Below are 15477 nucleotides of genomic sequence, written 5' to 3' on the forward strand. Positions count from 1 at the left end.
GTGTACGAATGCGTGTGCGTGGGGCGACGGTAGCAGGGGGTCTAGACCAGCGGCTCGGCCGCTCGCACGGGCGCTAGAGCAGCGCCTCGCCCCGCGCCCGTGCCAGGGCGTCGTCGTGGTGCGTGAACAGCGGCGTGAGCTCGGTGTTGTCGTACGTGCGGTGGAAGACGCCCGTCGCCGCGCTCGACATCGGCGGCACGATCCACGACCAGTCGGCCCCGACCTGGCGGCCCTTGCTCTCCTCGCGGTCGAGGTGGGTGAGGAAACGCTCCGACTCGGTGTGGTGGTCGGTGATGCTGATGCCCGCGCGGTCGAAGGAGTGCAGGACGGCCCGGTTGAGCTCGACCAGCGCCCGGTCCTTCCACAGCGAGCGGTCGCTGCTGACGTCGAGACCGAGGTGCTCGGCGAGGCGCGGCAGCAGGTTGTACCTGTCGGTGTCGGCCAGGTCGCGGGCGCCGATCTCGGTGCCCATGTACCACCCGTTGAAGGGGGCGCACGGGTAGCAGATGCCGCCGATCTCCAGGCACATGTGCGAGATCGCGGGGACGGCGTGCCAGCGCAGGCCCCAGTCCTGGGCCCAGGTGTCCTCGGGGTGCTGGAGCGGCACTTCGAGCACGGCCTCGTCGGGCAGTTCGTACAACTGCGGCTTGTCGTCGCTGCCCTGCACGATCAGGGGCAGTACGTCGAAGGGGCTGCCGGGGTCGCCCCGCCAGCCCAGCCGCTCGGCGAGGCCGGTGAGGCCGGTGTTGCGCGGGTCGCCGACGATCCCGCCGTCGGCGCCGGTGTGGCCCGCGTACCGGATGAGCTGTTCGTTCCAGATCCTCGGCCCCGGCCGGGCGGGGGTGTCCGGGGCGAACACGGTGATGAGGGGGCGTATTCGGCCGCCGTTGCCCGCCTCCTTGAGGTGCTCGACGCACTCCTGGGCGACGGTGTCGGCGTCGCTGACGTGGCGGCGGTCGCGCACGCGCAGGGAGTTCCAGTAGAGGCGGCCGATGCAGCGGTTGCTGTTGCGCCAGGCGACGCGCGCGCCGAAGGCGAGTTCGCCGGGGGTGTGCCGGTACGTCCCGGTGGCGTCGATCTCGGCGTGCACGGCGGCCAGGCGCGGCCCCGGGTCGCCGTGGGCGGGGACCTCGCGGTGGTGCAGCCGGACGAAGTCGTCGGCGAGGCGGTGCAGGGTGTCGAGACCGAGGGCGTACGCCCGGTTCTCGGGCTGCCCGGCCGCCGCCCGACGCGGCTCGGGCAGCGGCCCGCCGTGCGCGACGGGACACCGGGCGGCGCTCTCCCCGCCGGAGCCGGTGCGGGCGGCCGCTGCGGCACCGGAGACGGCCTCGTCCCGGTCGTGGCGCTCCGGGGCGACCGGGAGACGCGGGACCGGATCGTGGGCCGGGGCGTCCGTTCCGGAGGGGGCGGGAAGGGACGGAGGCCACGGCGACCCCGGGCGGTCGGGGGCGGGGTGCGGGGCACGCGGCGGGTCGATGCCGGGGTGCGGGGCACTCGCCCGGTCGGGGGCGGCGTGCGGGGCGAGGGAGGACCGCTCGGGCGCGGCCGGGCCGGATGCCGGTGTTCCGGGCAGCTTGGCCGCGTGGAGCGGGGTGACGGGGCCCTGCCCGGCCCATGACGGGACAGGCCGACCGGGGAGGCCCGGAAGGCCCTGCGGCGTGGCGGGGCAGCTCGCGGTGCCCTGGGCGGGGAGCCCGTGCGGCGCGGCGGCGGAGGGCCCGGCGGAGGCGGGCCGCGGCCCGCGGTCCTGGCGGGGCACCCCGGGGGCGGGGAACACGGCTGGGGGCGTCCCGGGCAGCGCCTGGTGCGTCTCTGCGCCCGACGGGCCCGGAGGCTGGGCCCCGCCGGGACCCGGGAGCTCCGGGTGCGTGATCCCCTGCGGGACGGGCCCGGGTCGTGCGGCTTCCGGCCGGGCGTCACCGGTGTCGCCGGGCCAGGAAGAGCAGGACCCGGACTCGGGTTCGCCGCTCGCGGTGACGCCTTCGGCCGCGGCCGACGCAGAAGGGCGGGTCGTGCGGCCCGTCGGCAGGCCCGGCGCTCCCGAGTCGTGAGCGGCACCGGAAGCAGGCCCCGGCGGGGTGGGGCCCGGCTGCGCCCCGTTCACCGAGCCGTCGGCGAAGTCCGCGTTCGCCCCGTCCAGTGGCCCGGGGCCGAGCCCCGCGCCGACCGCGCCGCCCGGGCCGGAGGCGAAGCCCGGATCGGGAGCGGGGACCGGGCAGCTCACGTCCGTGAGAGCGCCGGGGGCTGCCCCGGCAGCCCTCTCGGGGGCCGGTGTTCTGCCGGATATCCGGTCCTCGGCTCGCTGAAGATCATTGCGCATCCTGCTCGCATCCCCGGGCATCGACGATTCACGCCCGGCAAAAGCGACACGTTCGCCTCCGCGGGCCGTTCCTCCCGCATGATGCCGCCGGGTTTACCCCCGATGCGGGCGGATCATCCGATTACGCGTTCACCAGGGGTGAGCGTGGAGAAGTGCGCAGGGGCGCGGCGAGCGCGGCGAGCGCCCCTTCCAATTCGGCGAGGTGCGAGAGCGCCGCCTCCGCTCCGGGGTGGTGCTGCCGCTGCACCGCAAGCGGCACGACCGCCACCACGGCCGGTGCCGGCGCCGTCAACGGCACGGGCGCGGACGCCGGTTCGGGCACCGGTGCCGGGGCGACCAGGGCCGCCACCGCCGCCTCCACCCGCTCGCACGCGGCGGTCAGCCGTGCGTCGTGCGAGGCATCGGGGTCGGCGGCCACGGCGGCGAACGCCCGGACCAGGCGCGCGCAGTCGTCGAGGAGTTCCAGCACCTGACGGGCCCTGGCCTTGCGGGCCCGCAGCGGGCTCAGGGGGTGGACGAGCGGGGCCAGCGAGAGCCGGACCCGACCGAGCAGCAGTTCCAGTTCGGCGGCGTGCGGGGCCGGATCGGCGGCGGCGTGACCGGCCAGCCGGCGGGCGGCCTCACTGGTGCACGCGCGTACGCAGTGCAGGGCCCGCTGGATCCATGCGTCGGTGCAGGCGTGCGTGGTCACGGGGAGGACGACCGCGACGGCCAGGGCCGCGCCGAGCGCGCCGACCACCGTCTCCTGCACCCGCAGGGCCAGCAGCCCGGGGTGCAGGACGCCCAGGAGCCCGTACAGCAGTCCGGCCATGACGGTGACGAAGAACATCATCCAGGAGTAGCTGGGGCCGGCCGTGTAGAAGATGCCGAAGACGCAGACCGCGACGAGGGCCGCCGTGGGGGCGGGGGCCCCGTCGAGCGGGATCGCGACGAGGAAGCCGGCCGCGATGCCGACGACCGTGCCGAGCACCCGGCGGAAGCCGCGCACCAGGGTCTCGCCGCGCGAGACGGTGTTGACGAAGATCCACCAGGCCGCGCCGACCGCCCAGTACCAGCGGTCCTCCGAAAGCACCTGCCCGATCGCGAGTGCGAACGCGCAGGCGGCGGTGACCTGGAAGGCCTGCCGCGTGGTCGGCCGGGCGAACCCGAGCCCGGTGAGCGGCGCGGGTCCGGCCGGCGGCGGGGTGCGGCGCTCGATGGGCCAGAGCCCGAAGCGGACCACGGCGGACACGGCGATCGCGAGCGCGACCGCTCCGTACAGCTCGGGCAGCTGACCGGGCACCGCGTGCAGGAACTGCGTGACGAAGAACATCATGAAGCCGAACGTGCCGAGCGCGTGCCCGCGCGGCCCCCACCGCCGTGCGTACGCCCCCGTCAGGACCACCGCGAGGAAGGCCAGGTCGCGCGGCAGCGGGTGGTCGTGCAGGAGGGTGGCCAGGGCGAGGACGGGGAAGCCGGCGACCGGCAGCAGGAACGTGGTGAGTGCCTGGCGGGGCACGGTCGGGTCCTGGACGGTGAAGAGCGCCAGCAGGGCCGCGAGGCCGCCGACGATGGACGCGGTCAGGGACATGCCGCACAGTTCGGCGACGGCGACCGCGCCGCCGATGCCGATGACGGCGCGGGAGGAGACCCGCAGTCGCAGCAGCCCCGGGTCCGGTGCGTGGAACATCCTCTTCACAGCGGCAGCCCCGCCCCCTCGGTCGTGTACGGAATCCTCACCGTTTCGGACATGGAAAAGGCGCCGCTGGTCCGGTCCGGCGGCGTCGCCGGGCCGGGCGCTGCGCGGCGCCATCAGTAGGCACAGGAAAGCATCACGTGGGACAGTGGCTCAACTCGTCCTGCACGGGCTGTGCCATTGGCCCAGTCGTCGAGCGGAACGATGAGCCACAAGGAGGCCAACGGACCATGGTGGTGCGACTTGTCCGTCGATGAGCTGGACACCCGGATTCTGCGACTGCTGATCGAGGAGCCGCGTACGAGCGTGCGCGAGTACGCCCGGCTCCTGGGCATCGCGCGCGGCACGCTCCAGGCGCGGCTGGACCGGCTGGAGCGGGAGGGGGTGATCACCGGCTCCGGGCCCACCCTCTCCCCCGCCGCGCTCGGGCATCCGGTACTGGCGTTCGTGCACGTCGAGGTGACGCAGGGGCATCTGGACGAGGTGGGGGAAGCGCTCGCCGGGGTGCCGGAGATCGTCGAGGCGTTCTCGATCACCGGCGGCGGTGACCTGATGACGCGGGTGGTGGCCCGGGACGCCGGTCATCTGGAGGACGTGATCCAGCGGCTGATCCAGGTGCCGGGCGTGGTGCGCACGCGGACGGAGGTCGCGCTGCGGGAGCGGGTGCCGCACCGGCTGCTGCCGCTGGTGGAGGCGATCGGGAGGGCCGCGAAGGGGCGGTGATCGCCTGGGTCATGCTTGACCCATGAGCACTCCGCGGCCCCTTTCGGTCCTCTTCGATCTCGACGGCACCCTGGTCGACAGCGAGCCCAACTACTACGAGACGGGCCGCAGGCTCCTGGAGCGGTACGGCGTGCCCGACTTCACCTGGGAGGAGAACGCCCGGTTCATCGGCATCGGGACGCGCGAGACGCTGGAGACCCTGCGGGAGAGGTACGCGATCGACGTCGGCCTCGACGCGCTGCTGGCCGAGTACAACGGGCTGTACCTGGAGCTCGCCCGCGCCTCCACCGAGGTCTTCCCGGAGATGCGCAAGCTGGTGGAGCGGCTGCACGCGCGGGGCGTGCCGACGGCGGTGGCGTCGGGTTCCTCGCGCGAGGCGATCATGGCGGTGCTGGAGGGCACCGGTCTCGACGCGTACCTGGGCGAGGCGGCGGGCGGGGTGGTCGTGTCGGCGGACGAGGTGCCGCACGGCAAGCCCGCCCCGGACGTCTTCCTGGCGGCCGCGGCCCGGCTGCGCGCCGAGCCCGGCTACTGCGCGGTGTTCGAGGACGCCGCCCCGGGCGTCACTGCGGCGCTCGCGGCGGGGATGCGGTGCGCGGCGATCCCGTATCTCGGTGGCCGGAGTGACTGGGGCGGCTGGGGCGATCCGAGTGATTCCAGTGACCCGAGCGGCCTGGGTGATCCGGGCGACCCGAGTGGTTCTAGTGCCCTGAGTGAACCGAGCACTACGGAACCCGCCCCGCTCGACCCCGCCTTCGACACCGCCGACCTGCTCTTCACCGGTGGTCAGGCCGACTTCACCGCCGAGGCCGCCTGGGTCTGGCTGGGCCTGTCCTGAACGGACGCGGGCCCTCCCGTCGGCCGACAGGGCCCGCGTCCGCCACTTCCCCTCCGCACCGGCTCGGCGAGCCCGCCCCCCGGCGCGCGTCCTCACGGGGGCCGGCCGCCAGGACCGCGCCGGGCCCATAACACGTGGCGTATGCCCTTCCGGGATGATCCAGGTCGTCATGTCCACGCCCATACTCGCGACGTACATGTGAAGCGCGTGTGACGTACGGGTCATGCCGCGCACCCGACCGCGGGCACGGCACCCCGTCACCCGCGCGTACGGCAACGCACAGCTCTCCCACCCCCACCCATGAACGGAGTGGACGTTGCGACCCACCAGATGGACGGCGACAGTGGCGGCGCTCGCGCTGACCACGGGGCTCGTGAGCACCCTCGCGAGCCCCGCGGCGGCTGCGGCGAAGCCCCCGCCCGCACCCCAGTCAGGCGCCACCCCCGCGGCCCGCGCGATCGCCGCGGCCGACGCCGCCGTGCGCAGCGGCTTCGACGCCGCTGTCAACGCGGCATCCGAGACGTATGAGAGACAGCAGGTCACGCCCTGGGTGAAAGGCCTGTACTCGGTGGCGTACGAGCGAAGATACCGGGGGCTTCCGGTGGTCGGCGGCGACGCGGTCGTGCTCGCCGACGGCGAGGGGAACGTACGCTCCCTCCAGTCGGCCTCGCAGACCCGCATCGACGTGTCGGTCCAGCCGTCGGTCTCCGCGCGGCGCGCCGAGTCGGTGGCGCGCACCCAGTTGGCGAAGACCGACCGGGTGAGCGGCAGCCGCCTCGTCGTCAGGCTGAAGGACGGCAGGCAGGTCCTGGCCTGGGAAACCACCCTGACCGGCCGTCAGGCGAAGGCGCCGAGCAAGCTGCACGTCTTCGTGGACGCGCGGACGGGGAAGATCGTCGACCAGTACGACGAGGTCGTCGCGGGCACCGGGAACAGCAAGTGGAACGGACCGAACCCGCTCCAGATCGACACCACCGCCTCCAACGGCACCTACAGCCTGCGCGACCCGAACCGTCCCGGGCTCAGTTGCGCCGACTACAACGGCGGCCAGGTCTTCTCGAAGACGACGGACAGTTGGGGCACCGGCAACCCCACGTCCAAGGAGACCGGCTGCACCGACCTGATGTTCGGCGCGCAGAAGCAGTGGGACATGCTCTCCCAGTGGCTCGGCCGCAACGGCGTCAACGGACAGGGCCGCTCCTTCCCCGCCAAGGTGGGGCTGAACGAACTCAACGCCTACTGGGACGGCAGCTCCGTCACCATCGGCCGCAACAGCGCGGGCGAGTGGATAGCGGGCACCGACGTCGTCGCCCACGAGTACGGGCACGCGATCGACTCCACCACCCCGGGCGGCACCAGCGGCCAGGAGTCCGGGCTCGGCGAGGCGACCGGTGACATCTTCGGGGCGCTGACCGAGGCGTACATGAACCAGCCGGCTCCGTACGACGTCCCCGACTACACCGTCGGCGAGATGATCAACCTCCAGGGGCGCGGCCCGATCCGCAACATGTACAACCCGCCGGCCGTCAACAACGACCCCGCCTGCTACAGCTCCTCGATCCCCGGCACCGAGACGCACGCCGCCGCGGGTCCGATGAACCACTGGTTCTACCTGCTCGCCGAGGGCACCAGCCCCGGCGGCGGCAAGCCGAACTCCAGCACCTGCAACCAGTCGACGCTGACCGGCGTCGGCATCCAGAACGCCGGCAAGATCTTCTACGGGGGGATGCTGCTCAAGACCAGCAGCATGTCGTACAAGAAGTACCGCACGGCGACGCTGACCTCGGCGAAGAACCTGGACCTGGCCACCTGCAACCTGTTCAACAAGACCAAAGCGGCCTGGGACGCGATCAGCGTGCCCGCCCAGGCCGGTGATCCGACCTGTACGCCCAGCGGCCAGAACAACGACTTCTCGATGGCCCTGAATCCGGCCTCGGGCACCGTCCAGCAGGGTGCTTCGGTCACCACCACGGTCACCACCAACACCACGACCGGCAACGCCCAGTCGGTGGCGCTGACCGCGAGCGGCCTGCCCGCCGGGGTCACCGCGTCCTTCAGCCCGGCGACCGTGCAGTCCGGCCAGTCCTCCGTGCTGACGCTGACCGCGTCGGCGAACGCCGCTCCGGGCGCGACCACGATCAGCGTCAAGGGCCAGGGCGCCACGCTCTCCCACACGGTCGACTACGTGCTGAACGTCGGCGGCACCGTGCCGTCCAACGACCCGCCGGACATCGACGTCGCCAAGGTCCGGGCGCACCTCGCCCAGTTCGGCACGATCGCCTCGCAGAACGGCGGCAACCGCCGTGCGGGCAGCGCCGGTTACACCCAGTCCCTGGCCTACGTGAAGGGCAAGCTGACGGCCGCCGGCTACCAGGTGTCCGAGCAGACCTGCACCACCTGCACGTACCCCTCGAACAACCTGATCGCCGACTGGCCGGGCGGACCGGCGGACCAGACGATCATGCTGGGCGCGCACTTGGACGGCGTCTCGGCGGGTCCGGGCATCAACGACAACGCCTCGGGCTCGGCGGCCCTGCTGGAGAACGCGCTCGTCCTCGCGCAGAAGAACCCGACGATGACCAAGCACGTGCGCTTCGCCTGGTGGACGGACGAGGAGCAGGGCCTCAACGGCTCCGAGTTCTACGTGGCCCGCCTGACGGCGGCGCAGCGCTCGGCGATCAAGGGCTACTACAACTTCGACATGGTCGGCTCGACCAACGCGGGCTACTTCGTCAACAACGTCAACTCGGCCCTCTCCGCCCCCCTGAAGGCCTACTGGGCCTCCCTCAACCTCGCCCCCGAGGAGAACGTCGAGGGCCAGGGCCGCAGTGACGACGCCTCCTTCCAGGCCGTCGGCGTCCCGACCTCGGGGTACGCGGCCGGGGCGAGCGCCCGCAAGACCGCCGCGCAGGCACAGAAGTGGGGCGGCACGGCGAACGCCGCGTACGACTCCTGCTACCACAGCGCCTGCGACACCGTGAACAACATCAACGCGACGGCGCTGGACCGCAGCGCCGACGGCATCGCGCACGGCATCTGGAAGACCTCGGTGGGCACCGGCACACCAGCCCAGGACTTCTCGGTCGGCGTCGACCCGGCGGCGGGCAGCGCCAGTCCGGGCGGCAGCACCACCGCGACGGTCACCACCCGGACGGTGAGCGGCGATCCGCAGCAGATCGCCCTCGCGGTCTCCGGAGCGCCGGCGGGCGTGACCGCCACCGTGAGCCCCGCCTCCGTGCAGTCCGGCGGCAGCGCGACGCTGTCCGTGGCGGTGGGCACGAGCGCGGCTCCCGGTACGTACACGCTGAACGTCACCGGTACGGGAACGGCCGCCCGCAGCACCACCTACACGCTCACCGTGGGCGGCGGCACCGGCTGCACACCGGGCCAACTGGTCGCCAATGGCGGCTTCGAGAGCGGCCAGAGCGGCTGGACCGCCACGAGCGGTGTCATCACGACCCAGGCGGGCCAGCCCCCGCACGGCGGCAGCTACAAGGCGTGGCTGAACGGCTGGGGCACCCCGCGCACCGACAACGTGGCCCAAACGCTGACGATTCCGGCCGGCTGCGCCTCGTACAAGCTCTCCTTCTTCCTCCACATCGACACGGACGAGAACGAGAACGTGGCGTACGACAAGTTCACCGTCGCGGTCGGCAGCCAGACGCTCCAGTCCTTCTCCAACGTGGACGCCACCACCGGCTACGTGGAGAAGACCTATGACCTGGCGCAGTTCGCCGGGCAGACGGTCGCGCTGAAGTTCGACGGCACGGAGGACCAGTCGCTCCAGACCTCCTTCGTGGTGGACGACGTGACGGTGCGGGTGAGCTGACCTCACGCGTCACGCGTCACGGGTTCGTCGCGGCAGCTCTTCCCCTGGCCTCCGAGTCGGGGGAAGAGCTGCTTTTCGTACGTCGTTTTCCAGCCAAGAGCCGTGTGGAGCCTGCGAGTTGCAGGCGGATGTGACCGGAGCCACATCTTCCGGCGTCGCCACTTAGGCAAGCCTAAGCTAAGTTAACTCCTGTCCGCCTCCCACCCGGAGGCACTTGACGTATCGGAGATCGACTCGGCATGTCCACCATCACCCGCCGCTTCCGTCGCACCGCAGCCACCGCCGTCGCCCTCGCCGCGGGCAGCTCCCTCGCCCTGACGGGCACCGCCACCGCGCAGGGCAAACCGGCCGCCGGTTCGACGGTGACCTCCGCCCAGCTCACCGCGGGTCTCTACCAGTCCTCGTACTCGGAGCGGAACCACGTGCTGTGGGCGACCGCCGCCGTGGGCCGCCCGCCGGTCACCAAGTCCTCGCTGATGAAGGTCGATCCGTACTCGCTGAAGGTGAAGGCGACGTACACCCCGCCGGTCACCGACGCGGCGACCGGCGCGGTCGAGGCCGTCTACGGCGTCGCGGTCGACGACGAGCACAACACCGTCTGGACGACCAACACCCGCAACAACTCGGTCTCCGTCTACAGCCAGCGCGACGGCAAGCACCTGGCGAGCCTGCCGAACGTGGCGCACGCCCGGGAGGTCGTCGTCGACGAGCGCCGCAACACGGTGTGGGCGAGCGCGTTCGGCGACGGCACGCTGGTGGCCTTCGACTCCCGTACGTTCAAGGAGAAGAAGCGCGTCACGGTGGCGGGCACCCAGCCCACGGGCCTCGCCCTGAACAAGCGGACGGGCACGGTGTACGCGGCCGACCTGGGCGGCGACCGTCTCGTCGAGGTCTCCCCCTACGCCAAGGAGCCGCGCCTGATCCCGACCGGCGACGGCCCGATCTCGGTCGCCCTGTCGGCCGACGGCCGCACCGCGTACACCGCCGACCAGGCCGCGGGCACCCTCTCGGTCCTGAACCTGCGCGAGGGCAAGGTCACCAAGACCGTCCCGACGGGCGCCGGCGCGCTCTCGGTCGCGGCGGACACCCGCACGGGCAAGGTCCTGGTCGCGAACCGCGGCGCGGGCAACGTCACGGTCGTCGACCCCCGCAAGGGCGCGGTCGTGGAGACCCTGGCGACGGGCGCCAACCCGAACCACGTGACGGCGACGCGCGGCACGGCGTTCGTCGTGGACAAGTCCGCCGTGGGCCCGGAGCGCCAGGACCAGGCCCACCGCATCCGCGTCTCCCGCTGAGCCGGCGGAGCCGGTGACCGGCCGGCCCGCAGGCCACCGGCTCCGCTGAATTCCCCGGCTGTGCCCGGGACCCGAGGTGACGGGTCCCGGGCACAGCCATGTCCGCGCTCCGGGACGGGCCAGGGCCAGGGGCGGAAGCCTGACGGAGGCGGGCCGGGCGACAGGGAAGGGCCCCGGCACGGGACGGCACGGCAAAGGGACCCGACCATCGGCCTGCGGCGCGGCGCAAAAGGGCTCAGCGCGTCGGCCCGCGGCGGCACGGCGAAGGGGCCCGGCGCGCTCCCCGCACCGGGCCCCTCAACTCACGAGCTCAAGCCGGAACCTAGGCCCCGCTCTCCCTCAGCATGTCCTCCCGCTCGACGTACTTCACCCGCTCACGCCCCTCCGGCGCGCCCAGCGCCTTCTCGGCCGCGTCGAGCTTGTACCAGCCCTCCCACGTCGTGAACCGTACGTTCCGCTCGCCGAGGAACGCCTCGACGGCCGCCGGCTCCGGCGCGGCCGGCTCGTGCAGCCGCCCGCCGGCGAAGTCCTCCAGCAGGTTCGCGACCGTCTCGTTCGCGTCGCCCTTGGTGTGCCCGATCAGGCCGACCGGCCCGCGCCGGATCCACCCGGTGACGTACGTCGACTGAAGGTGCTGCCCGGACTCCTCGATGACGCGCCCGCCCTCGTCCGGAACGGTGCCCGACGCGACGTCCCACGGCAGCTTCGGCAGCTCGTCCGACAGGTAGCCGACGGCGCGGTACACGGCGCCGAATTCCCAGTCCTTGAACTCGCCGGTGCCCTTCACGTTGCCCGTGCCGTCCAGCGCCGTGCGCTCGGTGCGCAGGCCCACGACCTTGCCGTCCTCGCCGAGGACCTCGGCCGGGTTCTCGAAGAAGTGCAGGAACAGCTTGTGCGGGCGGTCGCCGATGTCGCGGATCGCCCAGTTCTCCAGGGTCTTGGCGACCATGTCGGCCTGCTTGTTGCCGCGCCGGGTGGCGATGGAGCCCTCGTCGTAGTCGATGTCCTCGGGGTCGACGATGACCTCGATGTTCGGCGAGTGGTCGAGCTCGCGCAGCTCCATGGGGCTGAACTTGGCCTGCGCGGGGCCACGGCGGCCGAACACGTGGACCTCGAGCGCCTTGTTGGCCTTGAGCCCCTCGTGGACGTTCGGCGGGATCTCGGTCGGCAGCAGTTCCTCGGCGGTCTTGGCGAGGATGCGCGCGACGTCGAGCGCCACGTTGCCGACGCCCAGGACGGCGACCTTCTCGGCCTCCAGCGGCCAGGTGCGGGGGACGTCCGGGTGGCCGTCGTACCAGGAGACGAAGTCGGCGGCGCCGTAGGACCCGTCGAGGTCGACGCCCTTGATGTCGAGGGCCCGGTCGGCCGTCGCGCCGGTGGAGAAGATCACCGCGTCGTAGAAGGACCGCAGGTCGTCGAGGCTGATGTCGCTCGGATAGTCGACATTCCCGAACAGCCGCACCTGCGGCTTGTCGAGCACCTGGTGCAGGGCGGTGATGATGCCCTTGATGCGCGGGTGGTCGGGGGCGACGCCGTACCGGATCAGGCCGAAGGGGGCCGGCATCCGCTCGAAGAGGTCGATGGACACGCCGGGTTCGACCGCCACGGCGGATTTCAGCAGCGCGTCGGCAGCGTAGATCCCGGCGGGGCCGGCTCCGACAATTGCTACCCGCAGGGGGCGAGGCATGATCAGTTTCCCTTCGAGGAACGGCAGGCGGAATCAAGCTGCGGCGAGCTGGATCACCCCGAAGCCTAAACTAAGGCAAACCTAAGTCAGTAGCCGGGTCGGATCTATGACCTCATAAGGCCGACTTATGGCACCTCAAAGAAGCCCTGACCCCCTCCCCCGCCCTCCCGACACCTCTTGACTGTATACCCCCCAGGGGTATGGTGAGTGCTGCGGCAGCACCACGGACCGGCCGACCGCACCGCACCGCACCGCACTCCACCCCCCTGACGTCGAGGAGACCGCCATGAACACAGGACTGAGGATCGCCGCCTTCGGCACGGCCGTCGCCGCGACCTTCGGCGCGGCCTACGGAGTCGGCAAGGGCGTCGGCCCGCTCGGCGAGGACACCCGGCCCGCCCATGCCGCCGGACCGCACACGGAACCGGGCCCCGGCGACCGGAAGGCGGCCTCCTCCGCGGGCGGCCTCCAGGTCTCGGCGGCCGGGTACACCCTCGTCCTGGACACCCCCCGGGTCTCCCCCGGCGAGCGCACTCCGCTCCGCTTCTCCATCAGGGACGCGCGGGGCCGCAAGGTCACCGCGTACACCCGGGAGCACGAGAAGGAGCTGCACTTCATCGTCGCCTCACGCGACCTGACGGTCTTCCGCCATCTGCACCCGACCCGCGCCGCCGACGGCACCTGGTCGACCACCGCCGACCTCCCGGCAGCGGGCGGCTACCGCGCCTTCGCCGACTTCAAGCCCGCGAAGAAGGGGGCGGAGGCCCTCACCCTGGGCGCGGACCTGGCCGTCTCCGGCACCTACGCGCCCAACCCCCTGCCCGCCCCCTCCCGTACGGCGGAGGTCGACGGTTACGAGGTGACCCTGGCCGGCGCCCTCAAGCCCGCCAAGAGCAGCACCCTCACCCTCAAGGTCTCCCGGAACGGCGAACCCGTCACCGACTTCCAGCCGTACCTGGGCGCCTACGGTCACCTCGTCGCCCTGCGCTCGGGCGACATCGCCCACCTCCACGTCCACCCGCACGGCGCCCCCGGCGACGGCGCCACCCGCCCGGGCCCGGAGGTCGCGTTCAGCGTGACGGCCCCGAGCCCGGGAACGTACCGCCTCTTCCTGGACTTCCAGCACGGGGGCACGGTCCGCACGGCGGCCTTCACGGTCGAGGCGGGCCCGGCCGCACGGCCCGGCGACCCGGTTGCCCCGGAAGCGGGCCACGACGACGCGCACGGCACGGCGGACCGGCACTGAGATCGCCCGCGTGGCCGCGCGGTCGGTCCCGGAATCGCGACATCCGCTCGTTTCGCGCCCGGGGTCCGGAACGATCAGCAGCATGTCGACGACCGGTTCTGCGGCGGCCACGGCCAGGACGATCGCGGTCAGCCCAGGAAGCTGAGGCGGACCTTGCGGTCCGGGTTGTCGACGTTGGTGTCGACCAGGCAGACGGACTGCCAGGTGCCCAGTTCCAGGCGGCCCGCGATGACCGGGAGGGTCGCGTGCGGGGGGACGAGGGCCGGGAGGACGTGGTCGCGGCCGTGGCCGGGGGTGCCGTGGGCGTGCTGCCAGCGGTCGTCGGCGGGCAGGAGCGTGCGCAGGGCGGCGAGCAGGTCGTCGTCGCTGCCCGCGCCCGTTTCGAGCACGGCGATTCCGGCGGTGGCGTGCGGGACGAAGACGTTGAGGAGGCCGTCGCGGCCGGACGCGGCGTCGGCGAGGAAGTCGGCGCAGGCCTCGGTCAGATCGGTGACGGTCTCCGTCGAGCCCGTGGTGAGGTGCAGGACGCGGGTGCTGAAGGTGTCGGCCATGCTGCCATGTTCGCGCATGTCCGCCCGTGGGGTTCTGGGGGCGGTCGCCGGACGTCGAGCGCGCCGGAAAACCGCCGGGCGGCGGGAAGATCCGTGACCTGCGACCTGTTGGTAGAAACATGAACAACTTCGGGGTGCGGGACGTGGACGTCGTCGTCATCGGGGCCGGGCAGGCCGGGCTTTCGGCCGCATATCACCTGCGCAGGTCCGGGCTGGTGCCGGACCGGGACTTCGTGGTCCTGGACCACGCCCCGGGGCCCGGTGGCGCCTGGCAGTTCCGGTGGCCGTCCCTGACGTACGCCAAGGTGCACGGCATGCACGCGCTGCCGGGCATGGAGCTGACGGACGCCGATCCGGCGCGGCCCTCGTCGGAGGTGATCGCGGAGTACTTCGCCGCCTACGAGGAGACCTTCGGCCTGCGGGTGCGCCGGCCGGTGCACGTGGAGGCCGTGCGGGAGGGCGAGGACGGGCGGCTCCGGGTGGAGACCTCGCAGGGGGTGTGGCGGACGCGGGCGCTGATCAGCGGAACCGGCACCTGGGACCGGCCGTTCTGGCCGCGTTACCCGGGCCAGGAGCTGTTCCGGGGGCGTCAGCTGCACACCGCGAACTACCCGGGACCCGAGGAGTTCGCGGGGCAGCGGGTCGTGGTGGTGGGCGGGGGCGCGTCGGGCACGCAGCACCTGATGGAGATCGCTCCGTACGCCGCCGCGACCACCTGGGTGACGCGACGGCCGCCGGTCTTCCGTGACGGCGAGTTCACCGAGGAGTGGGGGCGGGCCGCGGTCGCGCGGGTGGCGGAGCGGGTGCGGCGGGGACTGCCTCCGGAGAGCGTGGTGTCGGTGACGGACCTTCCGGTGAACGACGCGATACGTGCGGCGCGGGCGAGCGGGGTGCTGGACCGGCTGCCGATGTTCGACCGGATCACGGAGGCCGGCGTCGCCTGGGACGACGGGCGCACCGTCGGCGCGGACGTCATCCTGTGGGCGACCGGCTTCCGGGCGGCCGTCGACCATCTGGCGCCGCTGCGGCTGCGGGAGCCCGGGGGCGGGATCCGGGTGGAGGGGACGCGCGTGGTGCGCGACGCCCGGATCCAGCTCGTCGGGTACGGCCCGTCGGCCAGCACCGTCGGAGCGAACCGGGCGGGCCGGGTCGCGGTGCGCAACGCGCTGCGGGTGGTACGGGGGGCGGGGGTGCGGGCCGGGGTGTAGCGGTGGGGGCCGGGCGGGGGGGGTGAGGCAGTCTGAATCGGCCTCGCCGGGGGGCGGGCCGGGGTCCGGCAGCGGCACCCGCCGGGGGCTTCCGGCCGGTAGCGG

Annotated in this window: 10 protein-coding genes; 6 read left to right on the plus strand and 4 right to left on the minus strand. The window is 72.8% G+C overall.

Annotated features, from left to right (window positions below; genetic code table 11):
- Nucleotides 1–73 precede the first annotated feature (73 nt).
- Both ACZ56L_RS31170 and ACZ56L_RS31175 read right to left on the minus strand, forming a co-directional pair.
- The gene (locus tag ACZ56L_RS31170; protein WP_471067845.1) at nucleotides 74–2224 is read right to left on the minus strand and encodes a nitric oxide synthase oxygenase; all 2151 of its coding nucleotides are present in this window, start codon (nucleotides 2222–2224) and stop codon (nucleotides 74–76) included.
- Between the two features lie 217 nt (nucleotides 2225–2441).
- The gene (locus ACZ56L_RS31175; protein ID WP_471067848.1) at nucleotides 2442–3989 is read right to left on the minus strand and encodes an FUSC family protein; all 1548 of its coding nucleotides are present in this window, start codon (nucleotides 3987–3989) and stop codon (nucleotides 2442–2444) included.
- A gap of 249 nt (nucleotides 3990–4238) precedes the next feature.
- Between ACZ56L_RS31175 and ACZ56L_RS31180 the strand changes: the two genes are divergently transcribed.
- From ACZ56L_RS31180 to ACZ56L_RS31195, 4 genes are all read left to right on the plus strand, one after another.
- Nucleotides 4239–4718 carry an Lrp/AsnC family transcriptional regulator gene (locus ACZ56L_RS31180; protein WP_345225452.1) on the plus strand — a complete coding sequence of 160 codons (480 nt, stop codon included), beginning with the start codon at nucleotides 4239–4241 and terminating at the stop codon, nucleotides 4716–4718.
- A gap of 22 nt (nucleotides 4719–4740) precedes the next feature.
- Nucleotides 4741–5556, plus strand: coding sequence for an HAD family hydrolase (locus tag ACZ56L_RS31185; RefSeq protein ID WP_468688986.1), 816 nt, complete (start codon nucleotides 4741–4743; stop codon nucleotides 5554–5556).
- 316 nt (nucleotides 5557–5872) lie between these two features.
- Nucleotides 5873–9385: a M28 family peptidase gene (locus ACZ56L_RS31190; protein WP_471067851.1), complete on the plus strand. Its 3513-nt coding sequence runs from the start codon at nucleotides 5873–5875 to the stop codon at nucleotides 9383–9385.
- A gap of 239 nt (nucleotides 9386–9624) precedes the next feature.
- Entirely contained in the window at nucleotides 9625–10680 is a 1056-nt protein-coding gene (locus ACZ56L_RS31195; protein ID WP_345225448.1) for a YncE family protein, read from the plus strand.
- A gap of 322 nt (nucleotides 10681–11002) precedes the next feature.
- On the opposite strand, the gene ACZ56L_RS31200 is transcribed toward ACZ56L_RS31195, so the two are convergent.
- Nucleotides 11003–12367: an FAD-dependent oxidoreductase gene (locus ACZ56L_RS31200; protein ID WP_471067855.1), complete on the minus strand. Its 1365-nt coding sequence runs from the start codon at nucleotides 12365–12367 to the stop codon at nucleotides 11003–11005.
- A 286-nt stretch (nucleotides 12368–12653) separates the two neighbouring features.
- On the opposite strand from ACZ56L_RS31200, the gene ACZ56L_RS31205 reads away from it, so the two are divergent.
- Nucleotides 12654–13613, plus strand: a complete 960-nt coding sequence (locus tag ACZ56L_RS31205; protein WP_471067858.1) for a hypothetical protein — start codon at nucleotides 12654–12656, stop codon at nucleotides 13611–13613.
- Between the two features lie 128 nt (nucleotides 13614–13741).
- Here the strand turns inward: ACZ56L_RS31205 and ACZ56L_RS31210 are convergent, their stop codons facing one another.
- Nucleotides 13742–14164: a YjbQ family protein gene (locus ACZ56L_RS31210; RefSeq protein ID WP_345225424.1), complete on the minus strand. Its 423-nt coding sequence runs from the start codon at nucleotides 14162–14164 to the stop codon at nucleotides 13742–13744.
- A 119-nt stretch (nucleotides 14165–14283) separates the two neighbouring features.
- Between ACZ56L_RS31210 and ACZ56L_RS31215 the strand changes: the two genes are divergently transcribed.
- Nucleotides 14284–15372 carry an NAD(P)-binding domain-containing protein gene (locus tag ACZ56L_RS31215; RefSeq protein ID WP_471067862.1) on the plus strand — a complete coding sequence of 363 codons (1089 nt, stop codon included), beginning with the start codon at nucleotides 14284–14286 and terminating at the stop codon, nucleotides 15370–15372.
- Nucleotides 15373–15477 lie beyond the last annotated feature (105 nt).

The sequence above is a fragment of the Streptomyces sp. NPDC039736 genome, from assembly GCF_055596485.1.

What these genes read in the sequence shown, in the direction of transcription:
- ACZ56L_RS31175 (WP_471067848.1), bottom strand. Translation starts at nt 3,989, where the DNA reads ATGTTCCACGCACCGGACCCGGGGCTGCTGCGACTGCGGGTCTCCTCC.
- ACZ56L_RS31185 (WP_468688986.1), top strand. Translation starts at nt 4,741, where the DNA reads ATGAGCACTCCGCGGCCCCTTTCGGTCCTCTTCGATCTCGACGGCACC.
- ACZ56L_RS31195 (WP_345225448.1), top strand. Translation starts at nt 9,625, where the DNA reads ATGTCCACCATCACCCGCCGCTTCCGTCGCACCGCAGCCACCGCCGTC.
- ACZ56L_RS31200 (WP_471067855.1), bottom strand. Translation starts at nt 12,367, where the DNA reads ATGCCTCGCCCCCTGCGGGTAGCAATTGTCGGAGCCGGCCCCGCCGGG.
- ACZ56L_RS31205 (WP_471067858.1), top strand. Translation starts at nt 12,654, where the DNA reads ATGAACACAGGACTGAGGATCGCCGCCTTCGGCACGGCCGTCGCCGCG.
- ACZ56L_RS31210 (WP_345225424.1), bottom strand. Translation starts at nt 14,164, where the DNA reads ATGGCCGACACCTTCAGCACCCGCGTCCTGCACCTCACCACGGGCTCG.
- ACZ56L_RS31215 (WP_471067862.1), top strand. Translation starts at nt 14,284, where the DNA reads ATGAACAACTTCGGGGTGCGGGACGTGGACGTCGTCGTCATCGGGGCC.